Genomic DNA, 18732 nt, shown 5'->3' with positions numbered 1-18732 from the left:
GTACGGCGGTTGTCACCCTGCCTCGCCCGGCCTCACGGGACTGCGCGGCTCCCCGGTCTCGCGTGCCGTCGGGTGACATGTGCGAGAAGGGCCGTCCGGCCGCGGGCAGCGGCTGCGCCACTGCCCGCGGCCGGAGTGGCGGATCAGCGGACGTGGACCGTCACCACGTCAGAGGCGTGCAGGCGCTTCGGATGCCGGTCGTGCTTGCTGGTCAGGCCGTACAGCACCGCGCGGAACTTCAGGTCCCCGCGGCGCGCCGAGGTGCCGTGCGCGGTCACCCGCACGTCGCCGTTGCGGACGGCGCTGCAGTTCTCCTGGTGCCAGCCCTCGCCGAAGCCGTTCTCCTCCAGGCACAGCTGGTGCAGGAAACCGGCGCTGTCGTCGTCGCCCTGCGCCGTGACCGTGATCGTCTTGCCGACGTGCGCCGTGCGGGGCGCCGTGACGTCCACGTCGCCCTTGGCGAACGCCGGAACAGCGGCCAGCGTCACCGAGGCCAGACCCAGCGCGCCGATCACGGCCATCCGGCCGTAGCGTGCCTTCGTCCCGGCCTTCTTCGTCCTGGTCATGGACTTCCTTCCTGCGGGTCTCCCCCATGGCGAGGCCCGCTCCCCTGTGTGCGACGGCGCCCTGTTGCGCCCTCGCCGACCAGTCAGATGGGCACGATCCGCGGCCCGTTGCGCCGGTCGGGCGCCGTTACAGATCCAGGACAAAGCCCGTCGGCAGGCCCGGGGCGGGGCCGGGGTGGCCGCTTCGGTGAGCGATCCGCCGTCCCGTCCGGCTCACCTGTGTCAGGGCTGGATGTTCTCCAGGTCCTCCAGGAGGGCGGAGTGGGCCGGCTGCCAGCCGAGGGCGTCGCGGGTACGGGCGCTGGACGCGGGCTGGTCCATGGCGAAGATCGGGCCGAACGGGCCGAAGGTCTCCTGCGGAACCTGCTCGACGGGAAGGCCCAGGCGCCGGCCGATGACGGTGGCGATGTCCCGCACCGCGTCGCCCTCGTCGGCGACCGCGTGCCAGGACGTCCCGGCCGGTGCCGATTCGAGGACCAGACGGAACAGGACCGCCGCGTCGAGCGCGTGCACGGCCGGCCAGCGCTGGGTGCCGTCGCCGGGGTAGCCGGCCACCCCCGTGCGGCGCGCCGACTCGGCCAGCAGCCCGGCGAATCCGCCCTGTCCCTGGTTGTGCACCGTGCGCGGCATGCGGACCGCCGTGCTGCGCAGACCGCGCTCGGCGAGATCCAGCAGTGCCGTGACCGACCGGCCCCGGCCGCCCACCGGCCCGTCGGTCGGCAGCGGGTCGGCCTCGGTGGAGGCGCGCCCCGGCACCCAGGGCGTACCCGAGACCGTGACGATCGGGCGGTCGCTTCCGATGAGTTCCTGCCCGAGCGCGGCCAGAGCGGCGCTCTCCTCGGCGACGGCCCGCGCGAGCGCGTCCGGGCTGCTGTAGTCGCGTCCGAACGCCAGGTTGATCACGCCGTCGGACTGCGCGGCGCCGGACCGCAGGACGTCGAGGTCCGCCAGATCCCCTCGCAGCACCTCGGCGCCGGCGCTCTCGAGGGCCTGCGCGGAGGCGTCCGAGCGGGCCAGTGCGAGAACGCTGTGGCCGTTGCCGAGCAGTTCGGTGACCACGGCGGAGCCGATGGTGCCCGTGCCGCCGGTGATGAAGACGTGCATAAGTACTCCCTGAAAGTGATGGGACTCTTGTCCCATCACTGACACTACACGGTGACGGGACAACAGTCCCATCACCTATCCTGTCCTCATGGCTAGATGGCAACCAGGGGCGACCCAGCGACTCGTCGTCGCGGCCGTGGACCTGTTCACCGAGCAGGGGTACGACGCGACCACGGTGGCGCAGATCGCCGAGCGCGCCGGCGTCACCAAGAGCACCTTCTTCCGGCACTTCTCCGACAAGCGGGAGCTTCTGGTCGCCGGGCAGGAGACGCTCAGCAGGCTGCTCGCCGACGGCATCGCGCAGGCGCCCGCGGACGCCACCCCGCTGCAGGCGGTGGCGGCCGGTCTCGAGCGCGCGTCGAGCGCCATGGGACCGGCCAACCGCGAACTCGGCCCCCGCCTCGAGGCGGCCGTGGCGGCCAGCACCGAACTCCAGGAACGCGACGCCCTCAAGAGCGTCGGCCTCGCGGCCGCTATGACGGCCGCGCTCGTCGCCCGCGGTGTCCCCGAGCCGACGGCGCACCTCGCGGGCGAGCTGGGAGTCCTCGCCTTCAAACGCGGCTACGCCCGGTGGTGCGAAGGCGACCGGGACGACGCGCGGGGACTCGCGCCGCATGCCCTGGCGGCCCTGGACGACCTGCGCGCGGCAACCGCGTCACTGGGCTGACCGGCGCCGTCCGCCGGCCCGGTCCGGAGCGCTGCGGCCCTTGGAGCCGGGAACAGAAGTGGGCCCCGGCGGGCGGCGCCCACTTCTGTTTCCCAAGCTCTGACCCGACGGGGCACGCTCCTGCGCTGCCCAGGACCGGGCGCGCTCCCTCTGCACCCCGCCGCACCGCTGCCCCACCGCCCCGCCGCCCGGCCCAGCAGCCGGGACGGGCCGTAGTACCCCGGTATCACTGGCCCCCCGGGTTTCAGCCCGCGGTACCACCGGATCGGGCGGATCACGGACTTAGCGTGAGGCAGGAGGCGTCGGGCGTTTCGGGCGCCGGAGTCCGGAAGAGGGAACGCGAATGATCGAGGCACAGCAGCTCACCAAGAGGTACGGGGAGAAGACGGCCGTCGACGGTCTGGACTTCACCGTGCGGCCGGGCACGGTGACCGGCTTCCTGGGGCCCAACGGCGCGGGCAAGTCCACGACGATGCGCATGATCGTCGGACTCGACGCGCCGACGAGGGGCTCCGTCACCGTGAACGGACAGCACTACGCACGTCACCGGGCGCCGCTGCAGGAGGTCGGGGCGCTGCTGGAGGCGAAGTCGATCCACCCCGGCCGCTCGGCCTACCACCACCTGCGGGCGCTCGCGCTCACCCACGGGATCCCGCGCCGCAGGGTCGACGAGGTCGTCGGCCTCGCCGGTCTCGGCAGCGTCGCGAAGAAGCGGGCCGGTGCCTTCTCCCTCGGCATGGGCCAGCGGCTCGGTATCGCGGCGGCCCTGCTCGGCGATCCGCAGACCGTGATGCTGGACGAGCCGGTCAACGGGCTGGATCCCGAGGGCGTCCTGTGGATCCGGAACCTGCTCACCTCCCTCGCGGCCGAAGGGCGCACGGTGTTCGTCTCCTCGCACCTGATGAGCGAGGTGGCGCTGGTGGCGGACCACCTGATCGTCGTCGGGCGCGGCCGGCTGCTGGCCGACACGACCGTGCGGGACCTGGTGCGCGAGGCGGGCGGCGACACCGTGAAGGTCGCCACGAACGACCCGGCGCGGCTGCGGGACGTGCTGGCCGGACCGGGCATCGACATCACCGGCCGCATCGGCTCCGAGGAACTTCAGGTCACGGGGGTGTCCGCCCGCGAGATCGGCCTGAAGGCGGCCGAGCACGGGATCCCTCTGTTCGAGCTGACCACCAAGGCGGTGTCGCTGGAGGAGGCGTTCATGGACCTGACCCGGGACGCCGTGGAGTACCACGGTTCCACGACCCGCACCGAGACCGCCGGGAGCGCTGCATGAGCACCCTCACCGCCACACCCGAGACCCCCGAGTCCGCCCCCGCCGCCCCCGCCCGTTCCGCCTACCGGGTGACCGGCCGGCGCGTGCTGGCCTCCGAGTGGGCCAAGCTCTGGTCCCTGCGCTCCACCTCGATCACCCTCGGCCTGGGCCTGCTGTTCCTCGTCGCCTTCGGTGTCATCGCCGCGAGCCACTACAAGTCCGACGTCGGCTCCGGCCGCCACCTGGACCGCGACTTCGCCACGTCCACGGCGCTGAGCCTGTCCCTCTTCGGCACGAACTTCGCCCAGCTCGCGCTCGGTGTGCTCGGCGTCCTGGTCACCGCCGGCGAGTACTCCACCGGGATGATCCGCTCCACCCTGGCCGCGGTGCCGCGCCGGCTGCCCGTGCTGTGGTCGAAGGCGGCGGTGTACGGACTGGTCGCCCTGGTGGTCGCCACGGTGGGCGCGTTCGCCGCCTTCCTCGTCGGCAGCCGGATCGTGTCCGGCACACCCGCCGCCATGGGCATCGGTCACGCCGGTGTCGTCCGCGCCCTGCTGGGCGCCGGGCTCTACCTCGGACTGGTCGGCGTGATCGGCACCGCCCTCGGTGCGCTGCTGCGGTCGGTCGCCGGTGGCATCTCCGTCCTGGTCGCCGCCCTCATGCTGGTGCCCGGACTGGTCTCCCTGCTGCCCACGTCATGGCAGGGGAACATCAATCCCTACCTGCCGAGCCACGCGGGCGAGTCGGTCTTCGCCCTGACCCATGACTCGACCGCCCTGTCCCCCTCCGCGGGGCTGCTGGTCCTCCTCGGCTGGACGGCTGTGGCGCTGGCCGGTGCGGCGTACCGGCTGGTGCGCAGCGACGTGTGAGCGGCGGCAGCCCGCATCATGGGCTGGTGACATCAGTGACCGCCGGCACCCCGGTGCCCGCCGCGCCCACCGTGCCCGCCGACGACCTCGGCGGGATGGGACCGCTGGTCGCCCGGCTCGGCCGGGCCGGCCAGCGGCTGCGGCACGCCGACCGGGCCCGTCCCTGGGCGCTGGACACCGCGGTGGTGGTGCTGGTCTTCCTGCTGTTCTGCGTGCCGGACCTGCTGCACGCGTTCGGCGTGATCAGCGGGGACGGCGGCGGGGACGGCCCGCGCCGCTTCCGCCTGCTGTTCACCCGGTTGCCCGTGGCGGGCATGCTGGGCCTGCAGACCGGGCTGGTGCTGCCGCTGCTGTGGCGGCGGCGGGCACCCGCCGTGGCCTTCGGCGTCGTCACGGCCGTGTTCGTCCTCCAGTGGTCCCTCGGCGCCGCGCTCCGTGCGGACGTGTCGCTCTTCGTCGCCCTGTACAGCCTCACCCTGCACGGCCGGCTCCGGCAGCTGCCGTGGGCCTGCGCGGCCGTGGCGGGCGCGTTGAGCCTGGTCGCCGCGCGGGTCTCTGCGGTGATCTCGGTCTGGGACGCGCTGTTCTTCCTGCTCAGCACGGCGACAGCGGCGCTCGCCCTGGGCCTGGTGGTCCGCATCCGGCGGGCCCAGCTGGCGGGGCTGCGCGACCGTGCGACCCGGCTGGAGATCGAACGCGACCAGCGCGACAGACTCGCCGTCGCGGCGGAACGGGCGCGGGTGGCCCGGGAGATGCACGACATCGTCGGGCACAACCTGTCCGTCATCATCACGCTCGCCGACGCGGGCGCCTACGCCACGGCCACCGCTCCGGCGCGGGGGGAGGAGGCCCTGCACCTCATCGGCGACACCGGCCGCCAGGCCCTGAGCGAACTGCGGCGGGTGCTCGGCGTGCTCCGCGAGGCGGGCGACTCGGGCGGCGAGCCCGAGCTGCGCCCGCAGCCCCGGCTCGCGGACATCGACGCGCTGTGCGAGGGCGTGCGCGCCGCCGGGCTGGAGGTCCTCTATCGTACGGCCGGTGATGTCGACGCCCTCGACAGCGGGGTGCAGCTGACCGTCTACCGCATCGTGCAGGAAGCCCTGACGAACACGCTGAAACACGCCGGCGCGGGCGCGCGGGCGACCCTGGCGATCGTGGTCGAGGACAGCCGGCTGACCATCGCCGTCCAGGACTCCGGCCCGCCCGCACCGGCGGTCGGCCCCGGCACGACGAACGAGGAAGGACACGGCCTGGTGGGCATGCGGGAACGCGCCGCTCTCTACGGCGGACACGTCAGCGCGGGACCGGCGGGCCCGGGGTGGACGGTGCGCGCCACCCTCGACCTGACTCCCCGGGGCGGTGCGCGATGACCACCGTGCTCGTCGTGGACGACCAGCCGCTCCAGCGGTACGGCTTCCGCATGCTTCTGGACTCCGTTCCCGAGACCGATGTGGTGGGCGAGGCCGGGCACGGGGCCGAGGCCGTGCGCAAGGCCGCCGAGCTGCGCCCCGACGTCGTCCTCATGGACGTACGCATGCCCGGCATGGACGGCATCGAGGCCACCCGCCGCATCGCCGCCGCGGGAGACCGTTCCCGGGTCCTCGTGCTGACCACCTTCGACCTGGACGAGTACGTCTACGCGGCCCTGCGCGCCGGGGCCAGCGGCTTCCTCCTCAAGGACGCCCGCCCCGAGGAACTCCTCGCCGGCATCCGTGCCGTGGCGGTCGGTGACGCGGTGATCGCTCCCGCGCTCACCCGCCGTCTGCTGCACGAGTTCGCCCGCATCGTCCCGCCCCCCGGGGACGGGTCCGCCGAGGACCCGCGCCTGAGCGCCCTCACCGACCGCGAACGCCAGATCCTCGTCGCCGTCGGCAAGGGCTGGACCAACGGTGAGATCGCCACGCGGTTCGTCCTGTCGGAGTCCACGGTGAAGACGCATGTCGGCCGTGTCCTGTCCAAGATCGGCGCCCGCGACCGCGTCCAGGCAGTGATCTTCGCCTACGACCACGGCCTGGCCCGTCCGCACGCGGACTGACCCCACACGGCGACGAGGACCCCGGACCGGGCCCGAGTCCGAGGGCGTCCGGTGCGCCGGGCCGCTCGTGGGACGACGTCGACCGCCTCGCCGCACTGCCCGGGCCGCGGAGACGTGGAGCCGTGTGGGGACGACCCCCGCATCGCTGGTCAACCGGGGCGACCAGGACGGGGGCCCGGTTGTGGCGCACCCCAGCACACCGAGGGGCCACGGGTGGGCCCCGCCCGGCCTGACGGCACGGCCCACCAGCGGCCACGGACAGCACGCATGAAGGACGCGAGGGACCGGTGTCCGTCCAGTGGATCTCCCTCGGGGCTCTCCCCAGCCACATGCTTAAGCAAAGCCGAAAGAAAAGCCTGCCCAACTTCTTGACCGCGCCATGACGGCCGGGCATGGTTCCGGAGAGCGCTCTCCCGACCCCGCGCTCCTCACAACTCCCCTCCCCAGGAGACGACTTCATGCCCCCACATGCCCCGGGCACGGCGCTGCCCCCAGGAAGAAGACACCTCACTCCCGCGCGCCCGGTCACCGTCGGCGCGCTGGTGACCGCGCTGGTCGGCGCCCTGCTCGTCCTGTTTCCGGCCCCCGCCGCGCAGGCCGCTCCCGTGCTGCTGTCCCAGGGAAAACCCGTGACGGCGTCCAGCCAGGAGAACTACGGGACCCCGGCCTCCGACGCCGTCGACGGTGACCTCACCACCCGATGGTCGAGCGCCGCCTCCGACCCGCAGTGGATCCGGATCGACCTCGGTGCGCCGGCCGCCGTCAGCCAGGTGGTACTGCGCTGGGAGACCGCGTACGCCAAGGCCTACCGCATCGAGCTGTCGGCCGACGGCACCAGCTGGAGCACGGCCTACTCCACCACCACCGGCACCGGCGGAACCGAGACGCTCGATGTCGCCGGCACCGCCCGCTACGTGCGCATGTACGGCGTGAGCAGGGCGACGCAGTACGGCTACTCGCTGTGGGAGTTCCAGGTGTACGGAGGCACCGGTGACGGCGGCGGCCCCACCCTGCCCGGCGGCGGGGACCTCGGCCCCTACGTGCACATCATCGATCCCTCCACCCCCGACATCCAGGGCAAGCTGGACGCGGTCTTCAGGCAGCAGGAGTCCGCCCAGTTCGGCACCGGCCGGCAGGCGTTCCTCTTCAAGCCCGGCACCTACGACGGCATCAACGCGCAGATCGGCTTCTACACCCAGATCGCCGGTCTCGGCCTGCGGCCCGACGACACCACCTTCAACGGGGACGTGACCGTCGACGCCGGCTGGGCGGGCGGCAACGCCACCCAGAACTTCTGGCGTTCGGCGGAGAACCTCGCCCTCCGCCCGGTCAGCGGAACGGACCGGTGGGCCGTCGCCCAGGCGTCCTCCTTCCGCCGGATGCACGTCAAGGGCGGCCTCAATCTCGCCCCCGCCGGGTACGGCTGGGCCAGCGGCGGCTACATCGCCGACAGCAAGGTGGACGGAACCGTCGGACCGTACTCGCAGCAGCAGTGGTACACCCGGGACAGTTCCGTCGGCGGCTGGACCAACGGTGTGTGGAACATGACGTTCTCCGGTGTCGAGGGTGCGCCCGCCACCAGCTTCCCCGCGCCCCCGTACACCACGCTCGACACCACTCCGGTCTCCCGCGAGAAGCCGTTCCTCTACCTGGACGGCAGCGAGCTGAAGGTGTTCGCCCCGGCCAAGCGCACCGACGCGCGCGGTACCACGTGGGCGAACGGCGCCACGCAGGGCCAGTCGATCCCGCTGAGCAGGTTCTACGTCGTCAAGCCGGGCGCCACCGCGGCCACCCTCAACGCCGCGCTCGCCCAGGGCCTGAACCTGCTGTTCACTCCCGGCATCTACCACGTCGACCGGACGATCCAGGTGAACCGGCCGGACACGATCGTGCTCGGCCTCGGCCTGGCCACGATCGTCCCGGACAACGGTGTGACGGCGATGAAGGTCGCCGACGTCGACGGCGTGCGGCTGGCCGGCTTCCTCGTCGACGCCGGGCCGGTCAACTCCCCCATTCTGCTGGAGATCGGCACCCCTGGCGCCGGCGCGGACCACTCCGCGGACCCGACCACCGTCCAGGACGTCTACTTCCGCATCGGCGGCGCCGGTCCGGGCAGGGCCACCACCAGCCTGGTCGTCAACAGCGACGACACGATCATCGACCACACCTGGGTGTGGCGCGCGGACCACGGTGACGGCGTGGGCTGGGAGACCAACCGGGCCGACTACGGCGTCCGCGTCAACGGCGACGACGTCCTGGCCACCGGCCTGTTCGTCGAGCACTTCAACAAGTACGACGTCGAATGGCACGGTGACCGCGGCCGGACCGTCTTCTTCCAGAACGAGAAGGCCTACGACGCGCCGGACCAGGCCTCGGTCCAGAACGGCACGACCAAGGGGTACGCCGCCTACAAGGTCGACGACTCGGTCACCACCCACGAGGCCTGGGGCCTGGGCAGTTACTGCAACTACACCGCGGACCCGTCCATCCGGCAGGACCACGGCTTCGAGGCACCCGTGAAGCCCGGGGTGAGGTTCCACGACGTCCTGGTGGTCTCCCTGGGCGGCAACGGCCAGTACGAGCACGTCATCAACGACACGGGCGGGCCGACGTCGGGCACCTCGACCGTTCCGTCGAACGTCGTGTCCTACCCCTGATCCCGCCGCCGGGACCGTGCCCCCTGGGCACGGGACCGGCCACGGCTCCCCCGCCGGGCCGGCCGCCTGCCCCGCACCCCGGCCCGGCGGGGCCCCGCCGCCCTCCCGCAGCGAATCCAGCGTCAGGAGCACACCCGTGTCCAGACCACCCTCCGCGACCGTCTCCGCCCCACGCCGGGCAGGTGTGCCCCTGCTCGCGCTCGGCGCCGTCCTCGCCTCCTCGCTCACCGTCGCGCTCGCGCCGCCCGCACACGCCGCCGACACCCTCCTGTCCCAGGGGAAGACCGCCACCGCCTCCTCGCAGGAAGGAGCGGGCTACTCCGCCGCCGCGGCGGTCGACGGCGACCTCACCGGGACCCGGTGGGCCAGCCGGTGGAGCGACCAGCAGTGGCTCCAGGTCGACCTGGGCCAGGAGTCCAGCCTCGACCGTGTCGTCCTGACCTGGGAGAGTGCCTACGGCAAGGACTACGAGATCCAGGCGTCCGGCAACGGCACCGACTGGCACACCCTGAAGAAGGTGACCGGCGGCGACGGCGGCACCGACGACCTCACCGTGTCCGGGACCGGCCGCTACGTACGGATGCAGGGCCTTGCCCGCTCCGGCGGATACGGGTACTCGCTGTGGGAGTTCCAGGTCTACGGCTCCGCGGGCGGCACCACGCCGCCCCCCACCGGCGGCGCCGTGAAGGTCGAGGGCTCCCAGGGCGACTGGCGCCTGACCGTGGGCGGCCAGCCGTACACCGTCAAAGGTGTGACCTGGGGACCTGCGGCCTCCGACGGCCCGGCGTACCTGCCGGACGTGAGGGCCATGGGCGCCAACACGATCCGCACCTGGGGCACCGACGGCTCCAGCAAGGCGCTGCTGGACGCGGCGGCGGCCGAGGGCATCCGGGTGATCAACGGCTTCTGGCTCCAGCCGGGCGGCGGGCCGGGCGCCGGCGGCTGCGTCGACTACGTGAACGACACGACGTACAAGAACAACTCGCTCACCGAGTTCGCCAAGTGGGTGGAGGCGTACAAGAACCATCCGGCGACGCTGATGTGGAACGTGGGCAACGAGTCGGTCCTCGGTCTGCAGAACTGCTACGGCGGCGACCAGCTGGAGGCACAGCGCAACGCCTACACCCGGTTCGTCGACGACGTCGCCAAGAAGATCCACGGCATCGACCCCGGCCACCCGGTCACCTCCACCGACGCGTGGACCGGCGCCTGGCCCTACTACGAGCGCAACGCGCCCGACCTCGACCTGTACGCGATGAACTCCTACAGCAACGTGTGCAAGGTCCGCCAGGACTGGATCGACGGGGGGTACACCAAGCCGTACCTCATCACCGAGACCGGCCCGGCCGGCGAGTGGGAGGTGCCGGACGACGCCAACGGCGTCCCCGACGAACCCACCGACGTGCAGAAGGCCGACGGGTACACCAAGGCGTGGAACTGCGTGACGGCCCACCAGGGTGTCGCCCTGGGCGCCACCCTCTTCCACTACGGCACCGAGCACGACTTCGGCGGCGTCTGGTTCAACCTGGTCCCGGACGGACTCAAGCGGCTGTCGTACTACGCCGTGAAGAAGGCCTACACCGGCTCGGCGGCCGGGGACGACACTCCCCCGGTCATCAGCGGCATGAGCGTCTCCCCCGCCTCGGCCGCCCCGGCCGGCAGCGAGTTCACCGTGCACGCCGACGTCCGCGACCCCGACGGTGATCCGGTCACCTACAAGATCTACCTCAGCGGCAACTACGCGAACGGCGACAAGCGGCTCGTCGACGCACAGTGGCGCTCCACGGGCAACGGCACCTTCGCCGTCACCGCGCCGCAGAAGCTCGGCGTGTGGAAGGTCTACCTCCAGGCCGAGGACGGACACGGCAACGCCGGCATCGAGACCAGGTCCGTCAAGGTCGTCGCCCCGCCGGTCGGCGGGACCGACCTCGCGCTGAACCGGCCGGTGACCGCCTCCTCCTTCCAGCAGTCCTACGGCGACTGCCCCTGCACCCCGGCGATGGCCGTCGACGGGAACACCGGCACCCGCTGGGCCAGCGACTGGAGCGACCCCCAGTGGATCCAGGTCGACCTCGGCGCGTCCAAGGCCCTGCACAGGCTCCAGCTCGTCTGGGACCCCGCCTACGCCAAGTCCTACGAGGTACAGGTGTCCGACGACGGCAGCACCTGGCGCTCGGTGTACGCCACCACGGCGGGCGACGGTGACGTCGACACCTTCGACGTGTCGGCCACCGCCCGCTACGTGCGCCTCCGGCTGACGGGGCGCGGCACGAGCTGGGGCTACTCCCTCCATGAACTGGGGATCTACGGCTGACCGCTGTGCCCCGGACGCCGGTGGCGGGGCCCGCCCTGCACCGTGTCCCGCCACCGCCGCACCGATCGCACCACCCGCGCGACACGTTCGGCAGGTCCGACACGTGTGACCGCGCGCGACACCAACGACACGTGCGACACGCACGTGCGCCACATGTGACCCGTGTGCGTGCGCGCGGGCCCTCTTCCCACCCCACGGGCAGGAGATCCCATGAGATCGAGTCCGAAACGCCTTCCCGCACTGCTCCTCGGCACCGCGCTCCTCGCCGGTGCGCTGGGCGCCGGCACCATCGCCTCCGCCTCCGGAGACGGCGGGCGCGAGGCGCCCGCCGCGGCAGCCGTCGACCACGCCGGGCACACGACGGCGGTGTCCACCGAGGCCTCCGCCGACGACCCGGACGGCGACGGCTACATACCGGCCCCGGTGCCCGTCACCGGCGTCACACCGTCGTCGGCCGACCCGCCCCACCGCTACTTCCACGAGTTCCAGGCCAACTGCTCGGTCACCCACACCGCTCCCGACGACCCGATCGTCCACCCGGGCCGGCCCGGCATGTCGCACGACCACACGTTCATGGGCAACACCTCGACCGACGCCTACAGCACCACGGCCTCCCTCGACGGCGGCGCCACCACCTGCAAGGCGCCCGGTGACGCCTCGGGTTACTGGATGCCCTCGCTGTTCAAGGGCGACCGGAAGATCCTGCCCGTCGGGCCGCAGACGATCTACTACAAGTCCGGTGTCACCGACTACACCAGTGTGCGGCCCTTCCCCAAGGGACTGCGGTTCGTCGTGGGCAGCCCGATGCAGAGCGCGGACGAGTTCCGCCACCACCCGGGCTTCGTCGAGGGCTGGGAGTGCGGCGACAGCTACTTCAACACCGACTTCCCGGCGAGCTGCCCCGACCGGGCCGACGTCCAGCTCAACATCCGTTTCCAGGCGCCCAGTTGCTGGGACGGCAAGTACCTCGACACACCGGACCACCAGAGCCACATGGCCTACCCGGTCGTCAAACCCGGCACCAACGACAACGTGTGTCCCGCCGATCACCCCGTGGCGGTGCCGATGATCGAGTTCAAGATGGCGTTCCCGGTCAACGGCGACATGAGCCAGGTGCGCCTGGCCAGCGGCCGCGGCTACTCCTTCCACTACGACTTCTTCGACGCCTGGGACGACGCCACGCTCAAGGCTCTGGTCGGCCACTGCGTCGTGGGCGGCCTGCAGTGCGACGCCCGCGGCTACGACCAGACACACCCGGAGGCGGGTGCGGCCCTCGACGAGAACTACCGGCTGCCCTGAGCGCCGGCCCGGTCCGCGAGGTCCGGCCGGTCCCGCGCGCCACGTGCGGGACCGGCCGCGCCCTCGGCCTGCTCCCGCGGAGGGGACGGCCGCCACAGCACACCAAGGGGTGGGGATGAACGACGACAGGGGCACGGGCCCGGGCGACGGCATGAACGGCGAGGTGGACAGCGACATGATCGACCGCCTCGTCGACAAGCTGAGTCTGGCGCAGAAGGTACGGCTGCTCACCGGCGCCACGACGTGGCGCACGGCCGCGGAACCGGACATCGGGCTGCGGCAGATGGTCTGCTCCGACGGGCCGGCGGGCGTGCGCGGGGAGAGCTGGGACGAACGGCGGACCTCCGCCCTGCTGCCCTCGGCCTCGGCCCTCGGCGCGCTGTGGGACGAGGAGCTGCTGACGGAGCTGGGCACACTGCTCGCCGCCGAGGCCGTCCGCAAGGGGGTGGACGTCGTGCTCGCCCCCACGCTCAACCTGCACCGCAGCCCGCTGGGCGGCCGGCACTTCGAGTGCTTCTCGGAGGACCCGGAGCTGGCCGGGCGCACCGGCGCCGCTCTGATCAGGGGCATCCAGGCGCAGGGCGTCGCGGCCGCGGCCAAGCACTTCGTCGGCAACGACTCGGAGACCGAACGGCTCACGGTCGACGTCAGGGTCTCGCAGCGGGTGCTGCGGGAGGTGTACCTCGCTCCGTTCGAGCGGGCCGTGGAGGCCGGGGTGTGGCTCGTGATGGCCGGCTACAACAGCGTCAACGGCACCACCATGACCGCCAGTCGGCTGCTCGGGGAGGTCCTCAAGGACGAGTGGGGCTTCGACGGGGTCGCCGTCTCCGACTGGGCCGCCGTACGGACCGCTCAGGAGCCGGGCCGCGCCGCGCTCGACCTCGCGATGCCCGGCCCGGACAGCCCGTGGGCGCGGTCCCTGGCCGGCGCGGTGACCGGCGGGCGGGTGCCCGAGCGGTGCGTCGACGACAAGGTGCGGCGGCTGCTGCGGCTCGCCCACCGCGTGGGGGCCCTCGGTCCCCTCCCGCCGCGCCGGACACCGGCGACACGTGTGCGGGACACCCGCGCGCTGCTGCGTCGTACCGTCGCCGCGGGCTGTGTGCTGGTGCGCAACAGCGAGGGCGTACTGCCCCTGGACCCGGGCGCGCTGTCGACGGTGGCCGTGCTCGGAGCCCACGCGGCGACGCCCCGCCTCCAGGGCGGCGGCAGCGCGGGCGTCCACCCCTCGGGCACGGTCACCCCGCTCGACGGCATCCGAACCCGGCTGCGCGGCCGGGCGCGGGTGGTCCATGTGCCCGGCCCGTCGCTCGGTCTGCCTCCCGCCCCCGTCGAGGCGGACCTGTGCACCGATCCCAGGTCGGGCACGCCAGGGGTGCTGGTGCGGCTGCTGGACCGGCACGGCCGGGAACTGCACGCCGAACACCGCTTTTCCGGACGCCAGTTGGAGCCGGCTCTGGTGCCCGGCGCGCACACCGTGGAGATCAGCGCACTGCTGCGGCCCAGGAGCGCCGGCGAATGGAGCTTCGGCGTCGGCGGATTCGGCCGCCTGTCGCTCAGCCTCGGCGAACAGGTGCTGCTGGACGGCGACTTCCCCTGCCGCACGGACGATCCGGCGGCCGTCCACGTCACCCCGCCCGTGCACACCGTCCGGGCGTCCCTGACGTCGAGGCGGCCGGTGCGGCTGACGGCGAGACGGGAACTGGTGGCGGGCACCGGACGGGCCACGGTTCTGGCCGCCGCGCCGCCCGAGGAGGACCCGGAGGCGGCGCTCGCCGCCGCGGCCGGCGCCGCCCGGCAGGCGGACGCGGCGGTCGTGTTCGTCGGCACCACCGAGCACAGCGAGACGGAGGGCCGCGACCGCACCGGACTGTCCCTCGGCGGCCGGCAGGACGATCTCGTACGCGCGGTGGCCGCCGCCAACCCGCGCACGGTCGTCGTCGTCAACAGCGGAGGCCCCGTCGAACTGCCCTGGCGCGAACAGGTGGGTGCCCTGCTGCTCGCCTGGTTCCCGGGCCAGGAGGCGGGCGGGGGCGTCTGCGACGTCCTCTTCGGCCGGTCCGAACCCGGCGGCCGCCTCCCCACCACCTGGCCGGCCTCCCTGGCTCACGCGCCGGTCACGGACACCCGTCCGGCCGGCGGCCGCCTGGAGTACGCCGAGGGCCTGCACATCGGGCACCGGGCGTGGCTGCGGGCCGGGCGCCTGCCCGCGTACTGGTTCGGTCACGGCCTCGGCTACACGACGTGGGACTACGAGGCCGTGGACGCGCCCGCCCGGGCCGCCGCGGGCCGCGCGTTCACGGTGCGGGTCGGGCTGCGCAACACCGGGCGGCGCACCGGCCGGGAGGTCGTCCAGGTCTACCTGGCACGCCCGGGGTCGGCCGTGGAGCGCCCGGAGCGCTGGTTCGCCGGGTACGCGGCGGTCCGCGCCGAGGCGGGCGGGACGGTGACGGCGGACGTGGTCGTACCGGCCAGGGCCCTGCGGTACTGGTCCGAGACGGACCGTGCCTGGCGCACGGAGCCGGGGACGTACCGCCTCATGGTCGGGCGCTCGGCCGGAGACCTCCGGTGGGAGGGCCCGCTGACGGTCACCGGCGGGCCGTGAGGCGGCGCCCGCTCGCCGCCGGGCCGTGGGCGAGGCAGCCCCGTCCGCCGGATCTGGTCCGGCGGACGGGGCCCGGTGTCTGCGGTGCGGGTCAGCTGGTGGCAGCGCCCTCGCGGTGCGCCCGCACGATCTCCGCGTAGCGCCGCCCGCTCGTCTTGACGGTGCGCCTCTGGGTCTCGTAGTCGACGTGGACGAGCCCGAAGCGCTTGTCGTAGCCGTAGGCCCACTCGAAGTTGTCCAGCAGCGACCAGGCGAAGTAGCCGGCCAGCGGGGCGCCCTTGCGGACGGCGCGGGCGCAGGCCGCCAGGTGCTGCTCCAGGTAGCCGGTCCGGCCGGGGTCGTCCACGCTGCCGTCGGGGGCGACGGTGTCGGGGAAGGCGGACCCGTTCTCGGTGACGTACAGGCGGCGGACGCCGTAGTCGTCGGTGAGCCGCATCAGCAGGCTCTCCAGACCGTCGGCGTCGATCTGCCAGTCCATTCCGGTGCGCGGGACGTCGGGCAGGCAGACTTCACGGGCGTACGGGGCCGGGCCGGCGGGGTCGTCGGTGACCGTGGCCGGGAAGTAGTAGTTGAGCCCGTGCCAGTCGAGGGGTGTGGCGATGGTCTCCAGGTCGCCGGGCTTTTCCGGGAGTTCCACTCCGTACAGCTCCCGCATGTCGGCGGGGAAGCCGCGGCCGTGGACGGGGTCCAGCCACCAGCGGTTGGTGTGGCCGTCCATCCGCGCCGCCGCGGCGACGTCCTCCGGTCTCGTCGAGGCCGCGGCGACGGTGGAGTGGTTGGTGACCAGGCCGACCTGTGCGCCGGGGACGGCCGCCCGGACGGCCTGCGCGGCCAGGCCGTGTGCGAGGAGCAGGTGGTAGGAGGCGCGGACGGCGGTGGTGAGGTCGGTGAGTCCGGGGGCCATCCGGCCTTCGAGGTGGCCGATCCAGGCGGAGCACAGCGGCTCGTTCAGGGTGGCCCACTGGGTGACCCGGTCGCCCAGGCGCTCGGCGAGGACCGAGGCGTAGCGGGCGAGGTGTTCGGCGGTGGCGCGTTCGCTCCAGCCGCCGCGGTCCTGGAGGGTCTGGGGAAGGTCCCAGTGGTAGACGGTGACGCTGGGGGTGATGCCCGCTTCCAGCAGACCGTCGACCAGCCGGTCGTAGAAGGCGAGGCCCTTGGTGTTGACGGGGCCGTCGCCGCCCGGGACCACCCGGGGCCAGGCGACGGACAGCCGGTAGGCGTTGGTGCCCAACTGCCGCATCAGGGAGATGTCCTCGGGCCAGCGGTGGTAGTGGTCGCAGGCCGTGTCGCCGTGGTCGCCGTTGTCGGTCCTGCCGGGGGTGTGCGAGAAGGTGTCCCAGATGGACGGCGAACGGCCGTCCTCGGCGACGGCGCCCTCGACCTGGTAGGCGGACGTGGCGGTGCCCCACAGGAAGTCCCGGGGGAAGGCGGCGAGGTCGATCGAGTCGGACACGGAGAACCTTTCGGAGGAAGCGGGGGCGCTATTTGACCGCGCCGGCGGTGAGTCCGGTGACGAGGTAGCGCTGGAGGAGGAGGAATCCGGCGACCACGGGCACGCTGACGACGAGCGAGGCGGCCATGATCTGGTTCCAGTAGACGTCGTTGAGGGTGGAGTAGCCCTGCAGGCCCACGGCGAGGGTGCGGGTGGCGTCGTTGGTCATGACGGAGGCGAACAGCACTTCGCCCCACGCGGTCATGAAGGCGTAGACGGCGACGGCGACGATGCCCGGTGTCGCGGCCGGTACGACGACGCGCAGCAGCGCGCGCAGTGGTCCGCAGCCGTCGACGAGGGCTGCCTCGTCCAGGTCGCGTGGCACCGAGTCGAAGTAGCCGATGAGCATCCAGATGGAGAAGGGCAGGGTGAAGGTGAGGTAGGTGAGGATGAGGCCGCCCCGGGAGCCGAACAGGGCGATGCCGGTGGCGTTGCCGATGTTGACGTAGAGGAGGAAGAGCGGGAGGAGGAAGAGGATGCCCGGGAACATCTGGGTGGACAGGACGGTGACGGTGAAGACGCGTTTGCCGCGGAAGGAGTAGCGGCTGACCGCGTAGGCGGCGAAGACCGCGATCACCACCGAGCCGGCGGTCGCCGCACCGGCCACGATCAGCGAGTTCAGGAAGTACTTCGCGAGCGGGATCGTGGACCAGATGTCGATGTACGGGCGGAGGGTGAGTCCGCTGGGCAGCCAGCGGAACTTCCCCGAGACGTCCTGCAGCGGCTTGAGCGAGCTGGACACCATCACGTAGACGGGCACCAGGACGAACCCGCTGAGCAGGGTGAGGAAGATCCGCCGGGTCCACAGGAAGGAGCGCGGCGGGGCCATCGGCGAACGGGCCGGCCGGGGCGCCCGGACGGTGTCAGACATCGGCCGTCTTCCTTCCTCGGGAGGTCAGCAGCAGGTAGACGCCCGTCACCACCAGCAGGAACAGCAGGAGCAGGACGGACATGGCCGATCCGGTGCCGAAGTTCCAGGTGACGAAGGACGACTGGTAGATGTGGATCGAGACGAGGTCGGCGGCCTCGGGCGCCGACTTGCCGAACAGCACGTACGGTGTGTTGAAGTCGTTGAACGTCCACAGGAACAGCACCAGGACCAGCACCTGGTTGACCGGCCGCAGGGACGGCAGGGTGATGCGGCGGATCTGCTGCCACAGTCCGGCGCCGTCCAGGGCGGCCGCCTCGTACAGCTCCTTGGGGATGTTCTGCAGTCCGGCCATGACGATGAGGAAGGCGAACGGCCATCCCTTCCACACCGAGACGGTCAGCAGGGCGTAGAAGCTGTTGTCGCCGATGAGCCAGAAGGACGGCTTGTCGGTGAGGTGGAGCTGGTCGTGCAGGAGGTGGTTCACCAGGCCGTTGTCGTGCTGGAACATGAAGGCCCAGGTGATGACGGCGGCGTAGACGGGCAGAGCGTAGGGGATGAGGAAGACGGTGCGCAGCAGGCCGCGCCCGCGGAAGGTGTCCTGCATGAGGACGGCGGCCGCGGTGCCGGTCGCCCAGCACAGGGCGACGGAGAGGAGGGTGAAGCCGACGGTGACGAGGAAGGAGTGCAGCAGTGCTTCGCCGACCGGGCCGTCGACGTCCACCGACAGCTTGTAGTTGCCGAGGCCGGACCAGGGCGCGGTGCCCCAGTCGCGGATGTAGAACTGGGTGAGTTCCCTGAAGCTCATCACGGCGCCGATGACCATCGGCACCAGGTGGACGAGGAGTTCGAGGACCAGCGCGGGCAGCAGGAGCAGGTAGGGCAGGGCGATGCGTTTGATCCGCCCGGTGCGCCGCGGGCCGTGCGCCGCACCGGGGGGAGCCTCGTGCACCGGCCGTGTGCCCGTCTCGGGGACAGTGGTCGTCATGAGGGCGTCC

At 72.4% G+C, this 18732-nt stretch carries 14 protein-coding genes; 9 read left to right on the top strand and 5 right to left on the bottom strand.

Translation table 11 applies throughout. From position 1 onward, the window contains the following. Positions 1-143: 143 nt before the first annotated feature. Both AC6I72_RS30250 and AC6I72_RS30245 read right to left on the bottom strand, forming a co-directional pair. Complete coding sequence (locus AC6I72_RS30250; protein ID WP_498004313.1) at positions 144-566, bottom strand: hypothetical protein; 423 nt, start codon at positions 564-566, stop codon at positions 144-146. Between the two features lie 222 nt (positions 567-788). After that, complete coding sequence (locus tag AC6I72_RS30245) at positions 789-1670, bottom strand: SDR family oxidoreductase (RefSeq protein ID WP_498004312.1); 882 nt, start codon at positions 1668-1670, stop codon at positions 789-791. Between the two features lie 88 nt (positions 1671-1758). Between AC6I72_RS30245 and AC6I72_RS30240 the strand changes: the two genes are divergently transcribed. The 9 genes from AC6I72_RS30240 to AC6I72_RS30200 all read left to right on the top strand — a co-directional run bounded on the left by AC6I72_RS30240 (position 1759) and on the right by AC6I72_RS30200 (position 15374). Beyond that, on the top strand, positions 1759-2337 hold the full coding sequence (locus AC6I72_RS30240) for a TetR/AcrR family transcriptional regulator (protein WP_498004311.1): 579 nt from the start codon (positions 1759-1761) through the stop codon (positions 2335-2337). 343 nt (positions 2338-2680) lie between these two features. After that, positions 2681-3619, top strand: a complete 939-nt coding sequence (locus tag AC6I72_RS30235; protein WP_498004310.1) for an ATP-binding cassette domain-containing protein — start codon at positions 2681-2683, stop codon at positions 3617-3619. Further along, positions 3616-4467 (top strand): ABC transporter permease, encoded by an 852-nt coding sequence (locus AC6I72_RS30230; RefSeq protein ID WP_498004309.1) that lies wholly within the window; start codon positions 3616-3618, stop codon positions 4465-4467. Before AC6I72_RS30235 ends, AC6I72_RS30230 begins: the two co-directional genes overlap by 4 nt. A gap of 95 nt (positions 4468-4562) precedes the next feature. Further along, entirely contained in the window at positions 4563-5837 is a 1275-nt protein-coding gene (locus AC6I72_RS30225; RefSeq protein WP_498004860.1) for a sensor histidine kinase, read from the top strand. Beyond that, entirely contained in the window at positions 5834-6502 is a 669-nt protein-coding gene (locus AC6I72_RS30220) for a response regulator (RefSeq protein WP_498004308.1), read from the top strand. The genes AC6I72_RS30225 and AC6I72_RS30220 overlap by 4 nt, the downstream gene beginning before the upstream one ends. Before the next feature lie 458 nt (positions 6503-6960). Continuing rightward, positions 6961-9159: a pectate lyase-like domain-containing protein gene (locus tag AC6I72_RS30215; RefSeq protein WP_498004307.1), complete on the top strand. Its 2199-nt coding sequence runs from the start codon at positions 6961-6963 to the stop codon at positions 9157-9159. Between the two features lie 136 nt (positions 9160-9295). Then, positions 9296-11473, top strand: a complete 2178-nt coding sequence (locus AC6I72_RS30210) for a discoidin domain-containing protein (protein ID WP_498004306.1) — start codon at positions 9296-9298, stop codon at positions 11471-11473. Between the two features lie 210 nt (positions 11474-11683). After that, on the top strand, positions 11684-12772 hold the full coding sequence (locus AC6I72_RS30205; protein ID WP_498004305.1) for a DUF1996 domain-containing protein: 1089 nt from the start codon (positions 11684-11686) through the stop codon (positions 12770-12772). A gap of 151 nt (positions 12773-12923) precedes the next feature. After that, positions 12924-15374 carry a beta-glucosidase family protein gene (locus AC6I72_RS30200; protein WP_498004859.1) on the top strand — a complete coding sequence of 817 codons (2451 nt, stop codon included), beginning with the start codon at positions 12924-12926 and terminating at the stop codon, positions 15372-15374. A gap of 91 nt (positions 15375-15465) precedes the next feature. On the opposite strand, the gene AC6I72_RS30195 is transcribed toward AC6I72_RS30200, so the two are convergent. The 3 genes from AC6I72_RS30195 to AC6I72_RS30185 are packed head-to-tail and all read right to left on the bottom strand — an operon-like array spanning position 15466 to position 18722. Beyond that, complete coding sequence (locus AC6I72_RS30195) at positions 15466-16827, bottom strand: GH1 family beta-glucosidase (protein WP_498004304.1); 1362 nt, start codon at positions 16825-16827, stop codon at positions 15466-15468. 28 nt (positions 16828-16855) lie between these two features. Continuing rightward, positions 16856-17737, bottom strand: a complete 882-nt coding sequence (locus AC6I72_RS30190; protein ID WP_498004303.1) for a carbohydrate ABC transporter permease — start codon at positions 17735-17737, stop codon at positions 16856-16858. Then, positions 17730-18722, bottom strand: a complete 993-nt coding sequence (locus AC6I72_RS30185) for a carbohydrate ABC transporter permease (protein WP_498004302.1) — start codon at positions 18720-18722, stop codon at positions 17730-17732. Before AC6I72_RS30185 ends, AC6I72_RS30190 begins: the two co-directional genes overlap by 8 nt. Positions 18723-18732 lie beyond the last annotated feature (10 nt).

Source organism: Streptomyces sp. Xyl84, assembly GCF_059731885.1.
This window is presented reverse-complemented; position numbering and strand designations above follow the sequence as displayed.

What these genes read in the sequence shown, in the direction of transcription:
- AC6I72_RS30250 (WP_498004313.1), bottom strand. Translation starts at nt 566, where the DNA reads ATGACCAGGACGAAGAAGGCCGGGACGAAGGCACGCTACGGCCGGATG.
- AC6I72_RS30245 (WP_498004312.1), bottom strand. Translation starts at nt 1,670, where the DNA reads ATGCACGTCTTCATCACCGGCGGCACGGGCACCATCGGCTCCGCCGTG.
- AC6I72_RS30240 (WP_498004311.1), top strand. Translation starts at nt 1,759, where the DNA reads ATGGCTAGATGGCAACCAGGGGCGACCCAGCGACTCGTCGTCGCGGCC.
- AC6I72_RS30235 (WP_498004310.1), top strand. Translation starts at nt 2,681, where the DNA reads ATGATCGAGGCACAGCAGCTCACCAAGAGGTACGGGGAGAAGACGGCC.
- AC6I72_RS30230 (WP_498004309.1), top strand. Translation starts at nt 3,616, where the DNA reads ATGAGCACCCTCACCGCCACACCCGAGACCCCCGAGTCCGCCCCCGCC.
- AC6I72_RS30225 (WP_498004860.1), top strand. Translation starts at nt 4,563, where the DNA reads ATGGGACCGCTGGTCGCCCGGCTCGGCCGGGCCGGCCAGCGGCTGCGG.
- AC6I72_RS30220 (WP_498004308.1), top strand. Translation starts at nt 5,834, where the DNA reads ATGACCACCGTGCTCGTCGTGGACGACCAGCCGCTCCAGCGGTACGGC.
- AC6I72_RS30215 (WP_498004307.1), top strand. Translation starts at nt 6,961, where the DNA reads ATGCCCCCACATGCCCCGGGCACGGCGCTGCCCCCAGGAAGAAGACAC.
- AC6I72_RS30205 (WP_498004305.1), top strand. Translation starts at nt 11,684, where the DNA reads ATGAGATCGAGTCCGAAACGCCTTCCCGCACTGCTCCTCGGCACCGCG.
- AC6I72_RS30200 (WP_498004859.1), top strand. Translation starts at nt 12,924, where the DNA reads ATGAACGGCGAGGTGGACAGCGACATGATCGACCGCCTCGTCGACAAG.
- AC6I72_RS30190 (WP_498004303.1), bottom strand. Translation starts at nt 17,737, where the DNA reads ATGTCTGACACCGTCCGGGCGCCCCGGCCGGCCCGTTCGCCGATGGCC.
- AC6I72_RS30185 (WP_498004302.1), bottom strand. Translation starts at nt 18,722, where the DNA reads ATGACGACCACTGTCCCCGAGACGGGCACACGGCCGGTGCACGAGGCT.